Annotated in this window: 17 protein-coding genes and 1 other annotated feature; of the genes, 13 read left to right on the plus strand and 4 right to left on the minus strand. The window is 47.7% G+C overall.

The annotated features are described in order from the left end of the window. The first annotated feature begins 80 nt into the window (after positions 1 to 80). From NST43_RS14920 to NST43_RS14945, 6 genes are all read left to right on the plus strand, one after another. Positions 81 to 836 (plus strand): GNAT family N-acetyltransferase, encoded by a 756-nt coding sequence (locus tag NST43_RS14920; RefSeq protein ID WP_339225108.1) that lies wholly within the window; start codon positions 81 to 83, stop codon positions 834 to 836. 23 nt (positions 837 to 859) lie between these two features. Then, positions 860 to 2332 carry an amidase family protein gene (locus NST43_RS14925; protein WP_339225109.1) on the plus strand — a complete coding sequence of 491 codons (1473 nt, stop codon included), beginning with the start codon at positions 860 to 862 and terminating at the stop codon, positions 2330 to 2332. A 207-nt stretch (positions 2333 to 2539) separates the two neighbouring features. Next, positions 2540 to 3979, plus strand: a complete 1440-nt coding sequence (locus NST43_RS14930; RefSeq protein ID WP_339225110.1) for an MDR family MFS transporter — start codon at positions 2540 to 2542, stop codon at positions 3977 to 3979. Next, positions 3966 to 5138 (plus strand): NAD(P)/FAD-dependent oxidoreductase, encoded by a 1173-nt coding sequence (locus NST43_RS14935; RefSeq protein WP_339225111.1) that lies wholly within the window; start codon positions 3966 to 3968, stop codon positions 5136 to 5138. The genes NST43_RS14930 and NST43_RS14935 overlap by 14 nt, the downstream gene beginning before the upstream one ends. Before the next feature lie 54 nt (positions 5139 to 5192). After that, positions 5193 to 5879, plus strand: a complete 687-nt coding sequence (locus NST43_RS14940) for a helix-turn-helix domain-containing protein (RefSeq protein ID WP_339225112.1) — start codon at positions 5193 to 5195, stop codon at positions 5877 to 5879. A 37-nt stretch (positions 5880 to 5916) separates the two neighbouring features. Continuing rightward, on the plus strand, positions 5917 to 6342 hold the full coding sequence (locus NST43_RS14945) for an SRPBCC family protein (protein ID WP_339225426.1): 426 nt from the start codon (positions 5917 to 5919) through the stop codon (positions 6340 to 6342). A 75-nt stretch (positions 6343 to 6417) separates the two neighbouring features. Here NST43_RS14945 and NST43_RS14950 read toward each other — a convergent pair whose 3' ends face one another. The 3 genes from NST43_RS14950 to NST43_RS14960 all read right to left on the minus strand — a co-directional run bounded on the left by NST43_RS14950 (position 6418) and on the right by NST43_RS14960 (position 9398). Continuing rightward, a complete protein-coding gene (locus tag NST43_RS14950; protein WP_339225113.1) occupies positions 6418 to 6837 on the minus strand; it encodes a VOC family protein in 420 nt (139 codons plus the stop codon). Positions 6838 to 6906: 69 nt separating this feature from the next. Continuing rightward, positions 6907 to 8676, minus strand: a complete 1770-nt coding sequence (locus NST43_RS14955; protein ID WP_339225114.1) for a HAMP domain-containing sensor histidine kinase — start codon at positions 8674 to 8676, stop codon at positions 6907 to 6909. Further along, the gene (locus NST43_RS14960) at positions 8673 to 9398 is read right to left on the minus strand and encodes a response regulator transcription factor (protein ID WP_339225115.1); all 726 of its coding nucleotides are present in this window, start codon (positions 9396 to 9398) and stop codon (positions 8673 to 8675) included. The genes NST43_RS14955 and NST43_RS14960 overlap by 4 nt, the downstream gene beginning before the upstream one ends. A 209-nt stretch (positions 9399 to 9607) precedes the next feature. Between NST43_RS14960 and NST43_RS14965 the strand changes: the two genes are divergently transcribed. The 7 genes from NST43_RS14965 (at position 9608) to NST43_RS14995 (ending at position 18569) form a co-directional block, all read left to right on the plus strand. Then, entirely contained in the window at positions 9608 to 10612 is a 1005-nt protein-coding gene (locus tag NST43_RS14965) for a M23 family metallopeptidase (protein WP_339225116.1), read from the plus strand. Between the two features lie 41 nt (positions 10613 to 10653). After that, positions 10654 to 10898: a binding site (T-box leader), on the plus strand. 73 nt (positions 10899 to 10971) lie between these two features. After that, a complete protein-coding gene (locus NST43_RS14970) occupies positions 10972 to 12837 on the plus strand; it encodes an alanine--tRNA ligase (protein ID WP_339225117.1) in 1866 nt (621 codons plus the stop codon). A 152-nt stretch (positions 12838 to 12989) separates the two neighbouring features. Further along, positions 12990 to 13391 (plus strand): GntR family transcriptional regulator, encoded by a 402-nt coding sequence (locus tag NST43_RS14975; RefSeq protein WP_339225118.1) that lies wholly within the window; start codon positions 12990 to 12992, stop codon positions 13389 to 13391. Further along, positions 13388 to 14464 carry a DUF5808 domain-containing protein gene (locus NST43_RS14980; protein ID WP_339225119.1) on the plus strand — a complete coding sequence of 359 codons (1077 nt, stop codon included), beginning with the start codon at positions 13388 to 13390 and terminating at the stop codon, positions 14462 to 14464. Before NST43_RS14975 ends, NST43_RS14980 begins: the two co-directional genes overlap by 4 nt. A gap of 33 nt (positions 14465 to 14497) precedes the next feature. Then, on the plus strand, positions 14498 to 16552 hold the full coding sequence (locus NST43_RS14985; protein WP_339225120.1) for a serine hydrolase domain-containing protein: 2055 nt from the start codon (positions 14498 to 14500) through the stop codon (positions 16550 to 16552). A gap of 697 nt (positions 16553 to 17249) precedes the next feature. After that, entirely contained in the window at positions 17250 to 18260 is a 1011-nt protein-coding gene (locus tag NST43_RS14990; protein WP_339225121.1) for a hypothetical protein, read from the plus strand. 33 nt (positions 18261 to 18293) lie between these two features. Further along, positions 18294 to 18569 (plus strand): hypothetical protein, encoded by a 276-nt coding sequence (locus tag NST43_RS14995; protein WP_339225122.1) that lies wholly within the window; start codon positions 18294 to 18296, stop codon positions 18567 to 18569. A 4-nt stretch (positions 18570 to 18573) separates the two neighbouring features. Here NST43_RS14995 and NST43_RS15000 read toward each other — a convergent pair whose 3' ends face one another. Next, the gene (locus tag NST43_RS15000) at positions 18574 to 19413 is read right to left on the minus strand and encodes a PIG-L family deacetylase (RefSeq protein ID WP_339225123.1); all 840 of its coding nucleotides are present in this window, start codon (positions 19411 to 19413) and stop codon (positions 18574 to 18576) included. Positions 19414 to 19438: the final 25 nt, after the last annotated feature.

Consider the following 19438-nt stretch of genomic DNA (forward strand, 5'->3'; position numbering starts at 1 on the left):
GTATAATTCTTCCGGGATAGCCCTAAACAACTGTTTGGCTATCCCGGATATCTCAAAAAGAATAGTGAGGTAGTGACACAATGACCTACTTGCAAATTACCAAAGAAAACATCGAACAAGAACATATCTGTTGCGCCCTGGGCGCGAAGCAATATGAGCAGGGTGTCCGGGACAAAAAGCAATGGCTGAGCGAACGGATGGAGGAAGGGCTGGTTTTTTACCGGCTGAATGACCGGGCGAAGGTTTTTATTGAATATTTGCCTGCCGAGAAGGCTTGGATTCCGCTTAATGCCCCTAACTATATGTACATTAACTGCCTGTGGGTATCCGGAAGACACAAGGACAAGGGTCATTCCAAACAGCTTCTGGATAAGTGTAAGGCAGATGCCCAAGCCTTGGGCATGGATGGCATTGTGCATATTGTCAGTAAGAAGAAAATGCCCTATTTGAGCGATAAACGTTTTTTTGAGCATATGGGATTTCAAATCACCGATGAAGCAGCTCCTTATTTCGAGTTAGCGGTGCTCCAATGGAACGAAGAGGGAAAGACCCCGTCTTTTACACATTCCGTGAAGTCTGCGTCAGCCCCGGGCGACGGGATTTGTATTTATTACACCCTGCAATGTCCGTTTGCCGTTGGCGTTTTGGAGGATTTGCGCTCAGTGGCGGTGGAGAGGGGTATCCCGTTTAAGGCTCATCTCCTGACTACCCGGGAGGAAGCCCAGGCCGCCCCTTCGGTCTGGACGACCTTCAGTCTGTTTCTGGATGGTACGTTCATCACTCACGAGATTATGAGTCCGGCCAAGTTCGCGAAGCTGCTCGACAGCTCCAAATAGCAAGGGTACAGGGAGGAAGAAACTTGAATTTAACTTATCGTACAGCTTCCGAATTGATCCGGCTCCTTGAACAGGGTGAAGTGAATTCCAGGCAATTGCTGGATTACTATTATGGCCGGATGGACCTGGTGAATGAACGGCTCAATGCTGTAGTGCAGCAGCAGCGGGAAATGGCCTATGCCCAGGCTGATCAGGCCGACCGGGACAGGAAGGAGGGCCGGAGTTACGGGCCTTTGCATGGCCTGCCGCTTACGGTCAAGGAGTCATTTAATGTCAGCGGGATGTTTACGACCTCTGGTGCCCCGCATTTACAACATAACATTGCTACAGAACATGCGGCCACAGTGCAACGATTGATTCAGGCCGGAGCGATCATTATGGGGAAAACCAACGTGCCGGTGATGACAGCAGACTGGCAGACCTATAATGATCTATACGGCACGACCAACAACCCTTGGAATACAAGCTTGACACCCGGAGGTTCATCTGGCGGCAGTGCGGCCGCTTTGGCGTCTGATTGCACGCCTGTGGAATTCGGCAGCGATCTGATCGGCTGCTTGCGGATTCCAGCGCATTATACCGGTGTATATGCCCATCGCTGCAGTCTTGGAATGCTGTCGCTTAGAGGACATGTTCCCGGCAACCCTCCCGGTGATCCAAGTGAACCTGATTTGTCGGCGGCTGGCCCGCTGGCCCGAAGCGCCAAGGATCTGCGGCTGATGATGGATGTACTGTATGATCCTTGGGTGGAGGTGCCTGCCCCTCCTGATTTCCGCACTAATACATTAAAGGAGCAAGCGAGGATTAAAGTCCTGACCTGGTTTGAAGCTCCGGAGCATGAAATAGATGAACCTATTAAACGCAGATATGCTGATTTCACCGCTGGTTTAGGTAGGATGGAGGGGGTGGAGGTTCACCATGGAATGCCGCCTGAGATCCAGATGAACAAATTGTTCGACCTGGCAATGAAGCTGTCTGGACGGCTTGTCGGCACCTCGTTCAATTCAAGGCAGCGACTGACTGCAAGTCTGGCCTCCCTTGGCCTGCGGGCTTCCCGGTTGGTGACGAAGGCTTTTCCCGAAGGGCTGGAGGACTATTACCGGGCAATGAATCAGAGTGAGGCAGAACAAGAGGAGACGGACCGCCTGCGTCAGGAATATAACCGTATAATCACTTCCTTACTTCAGGAATATGATGTTCTGCTGCTGCCCATCAGTCCGGTACTGGCAATTCCCCACATGCAGCAAGCGGTAACTAGAAGAATTCTGGAAGTGAATGGACGAGCAACCGGTTATAATGAGCATTTAATCTGGAATATCCTTGCGACTGTCTTTGGGCTGCCAGCCACAATTTTGCCGCTCAACCGCTCTAACGATGAATTACCTTGTGGAATCCAGATCATCAGTGGGCATTTCAAGGATCATATCACCATTGACTTTGCTGAAATATGCGAGTCATTGACAGAGGGATTTCAAATTCCTCCAGGCTATTCGTAACTGAATTACTCACCTTAGTCGTGTGTTGTATGCCTATGACGTTTATTGGTAGCCTTGTCCGGAATGGAGAATGGCTGCCAATAAACGTCTCTTTGCCTATTTCCAGCCAATAACGAACATCGTTCTTGACGAACGGTGTTCGTTATGTTATAAATGTATCAACTTAACTATTTCATACGCTTATTTAAGGAAAGGAGGAGAGCGTTAATGTCAGAGACAAATAATAGCCGCAGTATGCAAGCAGACTTTTCCTTAAAACAGATTTTGCCCATACTTCTCGCTGTTGCTTCAGGGATGTTCCTGGTGATATTAGACAGCACCATCATGAATGTAGCTGTTCCGAAATTAGTAAGTGCCTTCGATACCAATCTTAGTACGATTCAGTGGGTCATTACGGCGTACACCTTGTCTTTATCGGCAGTCATTCCGCTCGCTGGCTGGTTCTCTGACCGTTTCTCGCCCAAACGGATGTTTATGACCAGCATTGTATTATTTGTTCTCGCTTCTGTGCTGTGTGCAATGGCAACCACTCCTACTCAGCTTATCGTTTTCCGCATCATTCAAGGTCTGGGCGGAGGCATGGTTGCTCCCATCGGAATTGCTACTGTATTCATGGTCGCTCCTCCGGACAAAAGAGGATCTGTCATGGGCATCCTCGGGATCCCGATGCTGCTTGCTCCCATTCTAGGCCCGTTATTGTCGGGCTGGCTAATCGAGTACATCAACTGGCACTGGATCTTTTTCATCAACGTACCGGTTGGCGTTTTAGCTTTACTGATGGCCTGGAGGTACTTACCTGCATCGGGTGCAAAATTGAGTAACAAGCTGGATGTGACTGGCGCACTTTTGGCCCCGGTTGCCTTTACCTCAATTGTGTTTGCCGTCCATCAAGCAGGTGAGAAGGGGTGGTCCAATCTATGGACTTTAGCTCCACTGGCAGGGGGCCTGGTTATACTGGCCGTCTTTATCTGGAATGAGCTCAGGCAAAAGCACCCGCTGCTGGAGCTAAGAGTATTCCGTTCGCCTACCTTTGTACATGGCATTTCTGTCGCCTGGCTGAATCAGATTGCTTTATTCGGGAGTATTCTGTTATTCCCGCTGTATTTACAGCAAGTAAGAGGGCTAACTCCTCTTGAGGCTGGATTATATGTGATCCCGCAAGCCCTGTTATCTACTGTCGGGATTAACGTAGGCGGCCGGTTATTTGACCGTTTCGGTGTTCGCCCGGTCGCCATCATAGGCATTCTGTCGCTCTGCGGGTCCTTACTTGCACTGACGCAGATTGATGCCCAGACGAGTTCTCTATATATCATTTGCAGCTTCGCTTTTGCAGGGCTTGGCCAAGGATTAACAATGATGCAGATTAATACACATGTCCTCAGATCAGCTCCGAAGGAATTAATAAGCCGTGTTACCCCCATAACCACTTCAGCACAGCAAATCATGTCCTCCTTCGGTGTTACCATCACGATGGCTTTTCTGGCCAAACAAATGAGGGGACTTCCCGCACAGCATTCACCCGATCAATTAGGTCATGCCTTCGGCTCAACCTTCTGGATTACATTGGGCTTTGCAATATGTGCATTGGTATTATCTTTGTTCTATAACTTTCAAACGAAGGAGATGTCTATACATGACAACAAATAATTCTACAGAACAACGCCGGATCGCCATTATTGGAGGTGGACCCGGGGGGTTAACGCTGGCACTGATTCTGCAACAGCATGGTATTTCCTCGACGATTTACGAACGTGAACATGAGGACCTTAGCCATGAACGTGGAGGCTCCTTAGATATCCATGAAGAGTCCGGGCAGCTCGCTTTGAAGGAAGCCGGATTATATGAAGCTTTTCTGCAGGCAGCACGGTTTGAGGGTGAAGACTTCCGGCTCATGGATAAGACGGGAACCCTATACCTGGATGAAGTGGCCGATGAAGAGAGCTCGGAAGGGCAGAGACGCCCGGAGATTGACCGCGGTGTGCTTTGTAACTTGCTTTTAAATAAATTAGATCCGTCTACCATACAGTATGGCTATAAACTGGAGAAGGTTGTGTCTCTGAGTGAGGGGAAGACGGAGCTTCATTTTGAGAATGGACATCTCACTGTGGCCGATCTTGTAATTGGGGCGGATGGCGCCTTTTCCCGCGTTCGCCCTCTGCTTACGGATACAGATGTGGAATATTCAGGTCTGACTATGCTGGAGCTTAACGTTATTGCAGACAAACACCCGGATTTAGCAGCATTCAATGCACGTGGCAAGATGTTTGCCCTGGATGATCACAAAGGGATTCTGGGCCAGCTTAACGGCAACGGGCGGATCAAAGTATATGCGAGTTTCAAGGCCAGCCGGGACTGGTTAGACGAGATCCGCAACGATAACCCGCAAGAGATGAAAGCAACGCTGCTTGAGCTATTTCACGATTGGAGTGAACCGCTCAAGAACTATATCCGGTATGCGGAAGATGCTGTTCTACCAAGACGGATTTACATGCTGCCTGTCGGCTTTCGCTGGGAACGGAACTCTGGTGTCACGTTGATCGGAGATGCCGCTCATGTCATGTCTCCTTTTGCCGGAGAAGGGGTGAATCTCGCGATGCTGGATGCGCTGGAGCTGGCTCTTGCCATAGTAAGGAACAAGAAGACACCTGTGGCCATTGAAGAATATGAGGAGAAAATGTTCCAGTATGCTTCAGAGAAAGCATATGTATCTAACGAAAATCTCATCCTCAGCTTCTCAGAGAACGCCGCTCCAAAGTTTGCTGAACTCATGAAGTCTTATCAAGACCTGTATGAGCAGCAAGGTTGATGTTATCTTCCGCGATGTATTTACTATTGGCTTCCGGCATGTTATAAGGAAAGTATGATGAAACCTAAACGTGAAATTGTGAGCCGCCGTAACCGGCCAGCCAAAGAACCCCTCAGTCATGAATTAATTGTCAAGACCGCGTATGAGCTGCTGAAGCAGGAAGGAACCTCTGGTATGAGCATGAGGAAGGTAGCCAAGCAATTGGACACTGGACCTTCCTCCCTGTATGTTTACGTTAAAAATCTGCAGGAATTAAGTTCTTATGTGCTTGACCTTGGTCTTGGTGAGTTGAACCTGCCGGAGCTGACAGACGATAACTGGAAGGACCAGTTATTCCAAGCACTGCATGCTTATGCGGAGCTGCTTATCGAGCAGCCCGGATTAGCGGAGCTGTCCCTGCAGACGATTCCTATTGGGAATCATGCCTTTCGTCTGAATGAGTATTTACTTACCGTCCTCCAGAAGGGCGGAATCACCTCTACCGCCGCTGCTTGGGGAACGGACCTATTGCTGCTGTACGTGTCTTCCATTGCTTTGGAGAAGGCTAAGAGAGCAAACGAACTGATGGCAACTGCCCAAAGTTACTATAACGAAGCAGATCCGGTACGTTTTCCGTTGATGAACAGTCTGAAGACTGATTTATTCTCGGGGGATACCGCCTCCAAGGAGAGGTTCTTCTGGGCCATTGAAGTGATACTCCAGGGGATATTGCACAAGCAGTTAGGAGACAATGGTAAGTAACCAAGCGACGAAGATCATGAGAGAGGTGTCCATCGAAATGGAAGCAAATCAACCGACGAAAGTAACCGTACAAGCCGTGATTCAAGCCCCTATCGAGAAGGTATGGCGCTACTGGACCGAGCCGGGGCACATAACGAAGTGGAATCAGGCGTCCGAGGACTGGCATGCGCCGAGAGCCGAGAACAATCTGCGGGCTGGCGGCACCTTTCTGACACGGATGGAAGCGAAGGATGGCAGCATGGGCTTTGATTTTGGCGGCGTATACGATGTCGTGAATCAGCATGAGGTAATCAGCTACACCATTGAAGACGGAAGAAGAGTGGATATTACGTTCGTTGATCAAGGGAATGAGACGAAGATCATTCAAACATTCGATGCGGAAAACGCCAACCCCGTCGAACTCCAGCAAGCAGGCTGGCAGGCGATCATGGACAATTTTAAAGCGTATACCGAACACAACTGACTATCAAAGAAGACGCCGGGGAGGATGCCCGGCGTCTTCTTTTGAAATCTGAGTACGAGCGTACTCTTCGTTAGCTCAACCTTGTGCCGCATCCGGGCTCATATAGTAGTTAATCGCCCACAGATGGCCGTCCAAGTCCACGAAGCCCCAATGATACATGAACTCATGATCTTCAGGTTCAGCGTGCAAATTCCCGCCTAAGGAGAGTGCCGTGTTCACGATTTCATCGACCTTTTCCCGGCTCTCCAAGGCCAAAGCAATCGTCATCTGCGCATACTTGCCCGTATCGACGGATTCTTTCTCCGTAAGTGTATTAAAGAAGGCTTGATGGATCAGCATGACCTGCAGGTTGTCGCCGATTAAGAGGGCTACCGAATTCTCGTTATCAGGATACTCAGGGTTGAGCTCAAATCCGAGTCCGGTGAAGAATGCTTTCGATTGTACTACGTTTTTCACAGGCAGGTTGAGGCTGGTGAATACGGAGGTTAATGCCATGTTCAAAACACCTCTTTGTTCAATATTTTCAAATGTTTCACATGATTATACCACATCAGAACCTCTGGATTATTTTGTTCCAGCCCTCGAATGAACATCCCATATCAAACGTATTTGTGTTCCCTCTTTGGGATTAGAACAGACCTCTATTCGCCCTTGCATGGCCTCGATCAGCCCTTTGGTTACCGCCATGCCAAGGCCTGAGCCGACATCGGGTGCCGCTGTATCTGTGCCACGGTAGTATCGTTCAAACAGCTTCCACACCGTCTCCTGATCCATCCCGCGCCCATTATCGGTAAATTGAACGATGAAATCGCCTGCCTCTTCACCTGACTGCACACTGACAATCAGCTTCGTGTCCGGCGGATTATGCAGCAGGGCGTTAGCTGTCAGATTATCAACGATCCGTTCAAAGGATGGAATGTGTACATGCCCTTGTACCTCAATCTGGGCAGGCTGGAAAGTAATACGGCCCTCGCCATAAGCCGGGTTACGTTCAGCGCGATGTACCAAATCCTGAAGCAGAGCATTGATATCCGTTAGCTCAATAGGGGGCTTGTATCCGCCACTACGCAGACGGTATGTCATGGCCAGGTCGTTTACCAGCCTGTCCATGTACATGGACTTGTCCAGCATAATGCCCGCGAATTCGCGGACTTCTTCTGAAGTCCACTGGTATTTCTCTGCTTCCAGCATGTGTGCATAGCCCTGGATGGAGGACAAAGGTGTCTTTAGATCATGGGTGATTCCAGCAATCCATTCCTCACGCAAAGAGTCGGTCTGTCTGCGGAGTTCTTTATCCTGTCTCAAAGTATCGGATAACGTCTGGATGGAATGTAACACTTCCGTATATACCCGATAGTTTCGCCGCCATTTCCCGTTCTTCTTCTGGCTAAGCGGCCTGCCGCGGGGGCCGGCTGGCTCCTCATATTGTCCGCGTTCAAGCCGCTGCAGCCATTGGAGCATATGAAGCATGGGATAACCGAACAGGTTGGCATACCAGACAGCAAGCAGGATAAGCAAGCTGATAATACATACCAGAAGTGCAATCAGGGCAGGACCCAAAATAAACCCGAAGGGATTCTCATTGCTACCCGCCGGATTACTTCCAAGAGGAACACTCAGCATCCAGGTAGAATGATTCTGCTCATCATAGCTGGTCACTGTAGTCACTCCATACCGGGCAGGATAACGTGTACGGAGAATGAGATCCTGGATGCTGTAGCTGTCCGGGATACCTGTTGCGGGCTTGTTGAAAGAAGTAATCACGCGTCCCTGTTCATCCAAAATTTGAAGATAGGCATCCGCCGTGCGAATAATGTCCTGCTGCCCGGGTGCCAGTTCAAGCTTGTTATCGGCATAATGCCCTCCGTTATATGCTTGCTCCAGCATGCTTACAGCCTGGTTATTCTCTCCATACAGCAGGGTGAAATTGATCCCTTTACGTTCCCGGATAAGCAGATATAACTGGTAGGGAAAGGGCTTTTGTCCTTGCCAATAGGATATGAGCTCTCCAGGTTTATAGTGATTCGGCACATCGGGAGGGGTATGAAAAGCATCCAGCACACGGCCTTGCTCATCGAGAATCTGAAGCCAGCCTTTGTTCTCCTCGATTCGCTTCAGCAGCCCGGGATCATACTTAACACTGCCGTCCGGCAATATCTCGGCTGTACTGATTAGCTGGTCGAGCCCGACAGTGGCAAAATCTTCAACAAGGCTGGCCTCATTCAGCTGCTGAATGACCCAGAAAGCTATACTTCCGCCGATGAGCAGGATCAGAATCACCGTACCCGCAAGCAGGCCAATGAACCGCGTCATCAATCTGCGACGTACACTCATCGCCCATGCCCCAGGTCGGACTGAATGAGCTTATAGCCCAATCCGCGAACGTTCACCAATAGTTCAGGGTTGGAGGGATCAGCCTCAATACGCTCACGAATCCGGTGAATATGAACCATGACGGTGTTGTCATCCCGAAGAGCCTCCGATCCCCAGACCCGCTCATACAATTCAGACTTGGTGAAGATACGATTGGGATGTTTGCAAAAGAATAGCAGCAACTGGTATACCAGCGCAGGGCAGTTCACGAGTTGACCTTCTACTCTGAGTTCACAGGCTGGCTCCATGACCTGAAAGCGTCCATAATCATAGATACCTTCCTGCGGCAGTTTTTCTGCTTCCGTCTGTCTGGGCAAATATCGTCTCAGCAGGGATTTGATCCGTGCGACTACTTCCAGCGGGTTAAAGGGTTTAACGACATAATCGTCTCCTCCAACCGCGAAGCCGGTCAGCTTGTCATAATCGGTTGTTTTCGCAGTCAGAAAGAGAATAGGGGCGTCTGTAATTTGACGCAGAAATGGGCAGATTTCCAGCCCGCTTCGGCCTGGGAGCATCACGTCCAGCACGATGCAGTGATAGGTTTTCTTTTTACATGCAGCAATCGCGTCTTCACCGGTAGTGACCGTATCAATATCCAGGAATTGTTCTTTGAGCAATACCGTTCGGAGCATATGCAGAATCGCCTGTTCATCATCAACAAGCAAAATTGAAACTTCATCCATGACGAAATAGAGCCTCCCAGCTTTTTATATAAGTATCATACCATTCTGAAACGCTGTGTTGCGTGCCGGCAACCTTAACGGATGCTTAATTTTGGCGATGTAGCACGCCTCAAAGTTATGATAGACGTAAGAGTAGGTTAGACGGTAGATAAGATTGATGTCGTACACTGGACTGGAAAGATATCGTTCTAACAAAGGAGTACAGGGAAATGACTAGAGTATATTCGAAAAGCTGGAAGCTGCTTGCCGCAGCACTTGGCATGTGTGTGATGTTATCTGCGTGCGGCACCTCGGAAGCATCTGAACCACAAGAACAATTACCGGTAGAACAGACAGCCAAGGAGGACGTAATGATTACACCTGACAATTTCATGGATACCTTAATGAAGGGATCGAAGGAAGACATCTACAAGCAGATGAGTCCGGAACTACAGGGAATCATATCGCTGGACGAATTCAAGACGTCTGTCGATAGCTTTATGGAAGGCGTTACTTCATGGAACAAGGTTACGGAAGTTAAGCTGAACCATCTGGTTGATCGTTCGTGGAAGGATCAGACGGGGACTAAGGGGCTTCAAGCCTCTTTTGCCGAAGATCACCAGATTGAGGGGCTGCTTATTCAGCCGCTTGAGACACATGAAGCAACGGACAAGGCATTGACCAAGACAGAATTCAAGTTTCCGTTGAAGGGCGAATGGTATGTGTTCTGGGGAGGAAACGATGTCTTGTCCAACTATCATTATGCTCATGAAACACAGCGTTACGCACTCGACATTATTCGCACTCAGGATGATGCAAGCTATCAAGGCAAAGGAACGGACAATGAGAACTATTATGCTTTTGGTGAGCCACTCTATGCAGCAGCAGAGGGAAGGGTAGTTGAAGTCAAAAATGACATCCCGGATAACACTCCGGGCGTGATGAACGCTGAAGAACCGGCAGGGAATGTTGTGGTCATTGATCATGGAAACGGGGAGCACAGCATTACAGCACATCTCAAGAAAGGCAGTGTAGCCGTCAAAAAAGGGGATAACGTCCAGCAGGGAGATCTCATCGGACATCTTGGTAATTCAGGGAACTCTAGTGAAGCACACTTGCATTTTCAAGTATCGGACGGGCCCGATCTATTCACTTCCCGTTCGATTCAGATCCGCTGGGCCGATCAGAGTCAGATCCTGACACGGGGGAATTCTTTTCAGGGACTGACCAATTGACGAAGCAAGCAGATTGTGCTAGCATTGCTTTAACTTAAAACGAAAAGGCTATGATGAGAAATAGTAACTATTAAGGATCTCACAGAGAGAAGATGGTTGGTGCGAATCTTCATTGATCTAATAGTGAAGCAGTCTCGGAGCTGTGGACCGAACAGAGGAATCTTAGTAGGCTTCAACGGAGTTCCACCGTTATTCAGGAAACAGTATCGGAGAAATCCCGTAATTGATAGAGCGCAGAGCAATCTGAAGTTAGGTGGTAACACGGACATAATCGTTCGCCCTAAGTTGACAAGAAACATGTCAGCTTAGGGCTTTTTTGTTTTATTTAGCATAAATAATATTTGATGGAGGGACCCAGCATGGTGAGAATGACACCAGATGATTTAAGGAGATCATATATTAATTTTATGAAAGGAATAGGGGCTAGCCAAGTACCTTCTTCTAGCTTGTTACCGGAAAATGATCCCTCGACGTTGTTTACAGGAAGCGGAATGCAGCCAATGGTTCCCTATTTATTGGGGGAAAAGCATCCGGCAGGCAATGAGATCGCTAATATTCAGAAGTGCTTGAGGACAGTGGATATCGATGAAGTAGGGGATACGTCGCATCTGACATTTTTTGAAATGATCGGCCGGTGGGAGTTCAAAGCCAATGAACATAACTATAAGCAAAAGCAAATCGATGCCATTTGGCATTGGCATATCATCGAATTAGGGATGGATCCGGGCAGGCTGTATATCAGTGCTTTCGCAGGAAGTGACGAATTAAATATACCGAAAGATGCGGAAGCGATTCAACTCTGGTCAGCAAAATTCAAATCCGTTGGGATAGACCCCATCATTGAAGATGATCCCTGGCAATATGGGGCATCTAGAGGCGGGAAAATATTCTTATACGATGAAAAAGAAAACTGGTGGAGCCGGGCCGGAAGTCCACTCCATATGCCTGTTGGTGAACCTGGTGGACCTGATAGTGAAATGTTTTATGATCTTGAACCGGGCGGTGATTCACTGGACCATCCTGCTTCTGAAAGCAACAGATTCCTGGAAATTGGGAACAACGTATTTATGTGTTACACAAAAGGAGAGACAGGATTCGTAAAAATGCAAAATCCCAATCTTGATTATGGAGGCGGATTAGAAAGGGTTGCAACAGCCCTTAATGGTGATAAGGATATCTTTAATACGGCTTTCTTCCTTAATCCCAAGAAAAAGTTGATGGAGCTAAGCGGTCAATCCTATACTGACGATTTAAAGTCGTTTAGAATCATACTGGATCATGTAAGAGCGGCTACTTTTCTCATTAATGACGGTGCAGCGCCAGCAAATAGTGATGCAGGGTATATAACAAGAAGGCTATTAAGAAGGGCGATTCGTGCAGGTAAAAAAATAGGGATACAAGGAAGCTTTGTGGGTCTGTTGTCTGAAGTTTATATTGATGAAGCAACCGCTTATGAAGATTTAATCGGCAATAAAGAGAAAGTTATCGAAATCGTAAATAAGGAAGAAAATCTTTTCTATAGAACGTTACAGCAAGGAGAAGTTGAAATCCAAAAACACCTTAAGAATAAGGGTAAAGTTACAGGTGCAGATGCCTTTTATTTTTACGAAACCTATGGGTTTCCCTTGGAGTTGACGGAAGAGTTTCTTTTAGAAAGTGGATATAGCATGGAGGACAAGGCGTCTTATATAGAGGCGGCAAAGAAACATACTGAAATGAGCAGAACTGCTTCTGCAGGTAAATTTAAAGGTGGATTAGCTGAACATTCAGCAGAAACAACCGCACTGCACACGGTATCTCATTTATTACTTGCTGGTTTAAGGGAAGTTCTAGGTGATCATGTTCACCAACAAGGAAGTAATATTACTTCCGAACGATTACGGTTTGACTTCAACCATGATGAAAAACTTACGCCCGAGCAAATAGCTAAGGTGGAGAAGTATGTCAATGATGCGATTTCATCAAAAGCAGTTACTTATATTTCAGAGCTGCCTAAACTTGAAGCGAAAGAAAGTAATGTGGAAGGGAACTTTTGGGATAAATATCCGGATATCGTAAAGGTGTATACCCTCCAAGATCACGAAGGAAAAGTATGGAGCCGGGAAGTATGTGGAGGACCTCATGTAGCAGATACCACAACCTTAGGAAGGTTCAGTATTCAAAAAGAACAATCTTCTGCTGCTGGAGTTAGAAGGATTAAGGGAGTCATTGTCGCTGGAGAATAACATAGTCCCCATAAATGCCCGCGCCCAGCGCGGGTTTTTCAGTTTTAAGGGACCCTTACTGGAAAATATGGAATTATCTTCATCTTTAACTTGATTAGCATTATTCTATCTGTTATATATGTAATATAACAGATAAAGAAGGAGGGTTATTCGTGTTCATAGAGCTTGATCTGCAATCGGAAACCCCCATTTACACTCAACTGGTTGACCAAATCGTTGAGGGGATCGCCTCTGGCAAGCTGAAGCCAGGCGATCCGCTTCCGTCGATCCGAAGCCTGGCGGAGGACCTCGGGATCAATCTCCATACCGTCAATAAAGCCTACAATTTGCTCAAGCAGGAAGGCTTACTTCAAGTGAACCGGAAGACGGGCGTTATTGTTCAGCCGGGCGGGATGCCCGGTGTGACAGAGGTGTTCGCGGAGAAGCTCCGGCGGCAGCTGCGGTCTCTTGCTGCTGCAGCTGCCGTACGAGGCATGGCGGAAGAGATATTCGCACAGGAGAGCAGATCGGTGTACCAGGATATAATCAGAATTCGCGGAGGGGAACAACATTGACACAAGAACCGATGATTATTATTTTCGGAAGTTATTTGATGATTACTCTGATGCTCAGCTTACAGGTCTATCGCGGATTAAGGACATTTCTGTTCGGCATTGTTCTGCCGGAGGATGTTCTGAATGACCCGTCCATCCGTGCCATTCGCCGGAATTACGCTTTGCTTATCAGTGGTTTTGCGGTCGTCATCGGGTGGGCTTGCTTGTTATGGCTTCGCGATCAACCGGCCTGGGGTCTCCTGATTTTGACGACATCCATCTTGCTTTTAATGATTGCTTCATCCTTCGCGGTTTGGCTCAGCCGGATGTCCGTGCAACGCTTGAAGGCTGCCAGAGGCTGGCAGGTTGTCGTGCAGACGAAGCGCGCAGCAAGTCTGATGGTCAGCCGGACGCATAGTCCGGTGCTACGCACTTGGTGGTATTCGGCAAATGCTGCCGTTATGGCGCTATGCATCTTCTTTGCTATTGCAAGGTGGGATACGATTCCGCAATTGTTGATTCTCGGAAATTTTCATTTCAACAAATCCGTGTGGACCGTGTTCATGCTGAACAGTGTGCAAGCGCTGAATATCACCGTGTTTGTCTGCTACAGTCTGCTGATCAGCCGTGCCAGAACTTCGCTTGATCCCCAGGACCGGGAAGGTTCGCTGCAAAAACAGCTGAAGCTAAAGAAAATCCATTCGCTTCTAGCTTGGGGAGCCTCGTTCCTAATGGTTGTATTCTATGGTGTGGCGCAAGCCATAGCGTTGTACGGCTGGAGCGGCAATCTGCTCGCCCTATCCGGCATGGCGCTCTGTACAACGCTCTTCGTGGCACTAATCTGCATCATATTTTACATACGGATCAAGGGTATTGATCAGCTAAAAGACGTTCCATCGCTGGAGGAAAGGCACTGGAAGTGGCTCGGCCTCATTTACATGAATCCTGAAGATCCGGCGTTGATGATACCAAACAATCATGGTTTCGGCTGGACGATCAATATGGCCAATCCGTGCAGTAAGATCATAGCCGCCGGGATCTTAGCCGTTCCGGTAATCGAAACTATACTTGTTTTTCCTTTATTCAATAAATGAAGAATTGAAGAATTATAGTGAAGGGGAGTTCAAATGATAAGAAATCGTTGGATAACTGTAGTTATGCTATTGTTGTGTCTGCTTCTGCTGTTAACCGCCTGTAACGACAACCCACCTGTGGAACTCACCCTGAAAGCTGCACAGGAGAAAGCAGCTCTCCTCACAAGTACTTACGACACGAACAGCGTGCAATACGCCCTTATCGATCATGGTCACATCACCGTATCCGGCCAATCCGGCAAGAATGATGAGCAGGGACAGAGGCCGCTCACGAAAGACACGATGTACGGGATCGGCTCAACCAGTAAAATGTTTACCACGGTTGCCGTTATGCAGCTGGTCGAGCAAGGTAAAATCGGTCTTGATACGCCGGTCGTCCAGTATATTCCCGAGTTTACGATGAAGGATGAACGTTACAAGCAGATTACGCCGCGTATGCTGCTGAATCATTCCTCCGGTTTAATGGGATCCTCGTTTACTAACGTCTTTTTATTCAATGATAAGGATACTTACGCCTACGACACACTGCTGAAACAACTGGCTGATGAGACCTTAAAGGCGGATCCGGGTGCTTATTCAGTGTACTGCAATGACGGATTTACACTAGCCCAGAATGTGGTCGAGCGCGTCAGCGGCATGGACTTCACCTCTTATATCCATCGATTTATCACGGAACCTCTAGGTATGGTTAATACGAAGACGCCGCTCGATTCTCTGGAGGAAGTGAAGATGGCGGGGCTCTATTATCCTACCTATACAGGACAACTTCCTAACGAGACGGTCAACGTGATCGGAACCGGAGGTATTTATTCCACAGCGGAGGATTTGGTTCGTTTCTCACAAGTTTTCACGGGGAAAAAGGAAGAGGTCTTGTCTGATAAATTGGCTACGGCCGCGGCACAAGACGAGTACAAGACGGCACTCTGGCCTGATGATGCGGACAACTCCATCGGATACGGTCTCGGCTGGGACAGCATCGATCTGTATCCCTTCGGGGAATACGGAATGAAGGCACTGACCAAAGGCGGGGACACGGTTCTCTATCACGCGTCGCTCGTTGTGCTTCCCGAACAGGAGATGGCGGCAGCTGTCGTCTCTTCCGGCGGAAGCAGTACGTACGACCAGCTTCTGGCCAGCGAAATCCTGCTTCAGGCGCTGAAGGAGAAAGGGACAATTGCCGAATTCAAGCCTGAGAAATCTTACGGCGTGCCGGTAAAGGCTGATATGCCGGAGTCCATGTTGCAGTATGCGGGAATCTACGGCGCGACTGGTACAACAATGAACATCAAAATATCCGCAGGCGGTGTCATGTCCGTCACATCGGAGCAGCCATCGGCTAATTCGAACCGGATCTTCAAATATTCGGCGGACGGCATGTTCCATAGTTCGGATGGAAAAGAGATGATCAGCTTTGTGACGGAGGAGAATGGACGCACTTACGGATGGATTCGCCAATACGCTTTGGTGCCGGGTCTTGGGCAGGTGGCTATATCCATGTACAACGCTGAGAAGCTCAAAACCCAATATCTTCCAGTGGAGACCCGGGAAGCATGGATGCTGCGCGACGGCAAGAAATATTATTTACTGAATGAGAAGTATACATCGCTCGTTTATTTGATGTTGCCGCCCACCCAATTGAACGTGTCAAAACAATTGCCGGGGTACGTGTTGGATAAACGAATAACCGGCCCGAATACGGCTGTCTCCGAATTGCAAATTCCGGGATCGAACGGACGGGATCTCACAGATCTTACGTTTTTTACACAAGACGGTGTTGAGTACTTGAATCATGGTGGATTCGTCTTAGTGAACGAGGACAACTTGAAGCCATTAAACTATGCTAAGAAGTCAACCGTTACGATTCCGCCCAGCGGATACGCCAGGTGGTATACGATAAGCGACAAAGATGAGGGTAAAATGGTTAAGGTGAGCATATCCTCGAACGGCTCCTTCGCCGTTTATGATGACAAGGGGACATGCCTCTACTTCAGTGTCACCGGAGGCAAGGATCAGACCACGCTGCCCGCGGGAGGATCGATTGTTTTCGCCGGGGATGCCGGCACAAAGTTTGAGATTTCCGTGCAATAACGTCGCTAATTGTACTAAACGTTCGTTTTATTTAGACGAGCTGCGTTTGGACAGTCCAGATAGAGGCGAGATGCAGCCGGGTTTGTGGTGGCAATTCGAACGTTATCTGAAACCGGAAGATCTCCTGTTCGGGGTTAGAATCCTGCCGCGTAAGATTAACGCCTTAAGTCGGAACACGGAAGCCTGTAAATATGTTTGCGGTTGAGGGCAGCTTTTTTTGAGTGCATTGTGATAGGATGAAATGGAATAAAGTGGTTATTCATGGCCATGTCAATCTTGCTTGGTCTTCGCTTACTTATGGCCATTTCTTTAATCTGGCTGGCACCTTATTCCTTCTATATCTCCATTGCTTCCATTCCGAGCATTTGGAACGTATTTTTCCTGCTCCTAGTGGTTCAAACCGTAGCTAACCTTTCATTTTTCAGACGCAAAAAAAACGAGGGCCTTCCCAGTTAGAGGAAGGTCCTCGTTTTTAGTTGGCTGCCTCAAACCCGTTAAACCCGGCAGTTATTTACAAGCATCTTGGCAACCAGTTTATCCATAGTTAAATAAGTTAAATAAAATCCACTGGAAACTATTATATGAAAGTTGTATATTAAATCCACATTCTTGAATTACTATATGATGTAATAAATAGTATTTATCTGCAAATCAATTAAATGGAGAGTACAAATTATGAATGAAAAGAGGGTATAAGATGAGCAACTTAAAAATTTTACTGATGCAACACCCGATCATTACTTCATGGCAATGGCAGGCGAATTCGTTCGCCGTATTAGGCAATTATCCGGAAACAGAACCTTGGATGATGAATCACTTTATTCAGCTTCAGCTCACCTCTAATCCAGACTGGAGCAGCTATGTGGATTTTTACCGGACGCCTACATTCGAATTCTGCCCCTGGCTGTTTCATCAGCATTTGAAGAGGGAAACGGTTCGTTATTTCAATGAGGATATTTGCTCCTTCTTCATAGACTGCATCAATCTGGACAATTACATTTACGCCGTATTCGATCATGCTTATTTTTTGCAGGGGCATGATCGGCTGCCGCATGATTTGTTTATCTATGGGTATGATCAGGAGCGTCAAGTGTTCCATGCGGCTGATTTTACGTTTACGGGGAAATATTCGTTCGCGGAGGTTTCGTTCGAGCAGCTCAAGAAGGCGTACTATGCGATTGAAGGGAACGAGGATTGGCTGTTCTCCGGTAAAGGCGGCGTATCGTTAATCAGCTTCAATGACTCACTGGGCTATGATTTTAATATATCGAATGTGGCGGCGCAGCTGGAGGGTTTTTTAACAGGGCATAACCACTTTGAGAAGAGCAGGGAAATGACTTACCGGACGAATCCTTGCGTATATGGACTGGAAATCTATTCGAAGCTAATCGAGAATCTTTTAAAGATTCAAGATAAGGAGGCGGAAGCGGATTACCGGCCGTTTCACGTGCTTTGCGATCATAAAGCGCTGATGCTCCGCCGAATTCCCTTCCTGGAGCAGAACGGATATTTGAAGCCGGGCACCCATGTTCTGGAAGGTTACGAGAGTATAGAAAATGATGCTCTGCTGTGCAGAAACTTGCTTATCAAATACATGAAGACAAACGAATCGTCAATTATCGACAAAATTATTACAATTATAAGAAAATATAGAAAGAAAGAAGCAGAGCAAATTGAAATCTTATTATCGAATCTGGTGATAAGCTAGTTATTAATTTATGAAAGGAGGGAGTGGTGAAGCATGATTAAACAAGGTGTAACCCAGCAGATTATTCAAATCATCGAGCAAAAAATATCGTCTTCCTCTGGATCTTCCTTTACGGATGTTACCATTACGGCAGACACACTGCTTCGCGATGTGTGGCTCAGGCTGGAATCCATTCAAGTCGTTGAATTTGTTGTGGAGCTGGAGACTTCCTACGAGCTTGCGCTGCCGGATGAACTCCTGGGCCAGATTGACAGAAGCTCAATGAAAGTATCTGATCTGGCCGCCATCATCGAAGGTGCAGTGGGGTAGCGGCTTATGTCCGGATCACGCTCAGCGGTAGCGGCTCATTGACATCCGCCGTGTAAACCTTAAAGAAATAATCGCTGCCCTCAGGAGCGTGGAGCTTTGATTGCGGAGCAACTCCTCTTGCATGCTTTACCATTTGCTTCAACATGCTGGTTTTGGATGACCAAAGCAGGCTTAATTGCGAGCTGTACTTCAAGGATGCGTTTATTTTAGCTTTCAAGTCCCAGTACTGCAGCTTGATCCTTTGTTCATGCAGTCCTGCGGCAAGCTCTGTTCTCCAGGTTTTATCTTGATTAAAGCATAGGTATGGCAGGTCTTCGTAGTACATCAGACGGATCTGCCCATCTGTACCGGCTCTAAGCCTGTACTGCTCGGTGGACTCCCGGACGAGACAGTGATCAATATGTCTTCCGATTCCAAGCGGTACAAAAACGCCCGCAAAATTTTCAAATATGATTTGCTCTGAGAGTACGGAGACGATCTCTTCTATCACCTCATGTTCAGACCCCAACTCCGCCACGAACAGATTTTGCAGCTTGCTGTAGACAGGGCTGCCGTCTTTATTTTTCCGGTAAATGCATTCCAGCAGGTTCAGGTGAATCACAGCTGCACCGAGTGCTTCAGCAGCACGAATATCCTCTTGCCTGCGCACGTCCATCGTATCCATTCCCAGCCCGAATTTTTTGTGCAGAATTCTGGCAAGCATGGACAAATCCGTTCCCATCCCTGTAAAGACTGTAGCAATCGTAACCTGGTAATTATTTTGTATGAGCGCATGGATATAATCGCCGCAGGATAGGATAGCATCATCCAAATGGGCGGAAATAAATAAATAATGTTGTGTCATGGGTACCTCCCGAGTTTTTGATTAC

Source organism: Paenibacillus sp. FSL H8-0332, from assembly GCF_037963835.1.
GTDB classification, from domain to species: Bacteria; Bacillota; Bacilli; order Paenibacillales; family Paenibacillaceae; genus Paenibacillus_AQ; species Paenibacillus_AQ rhizoplanae.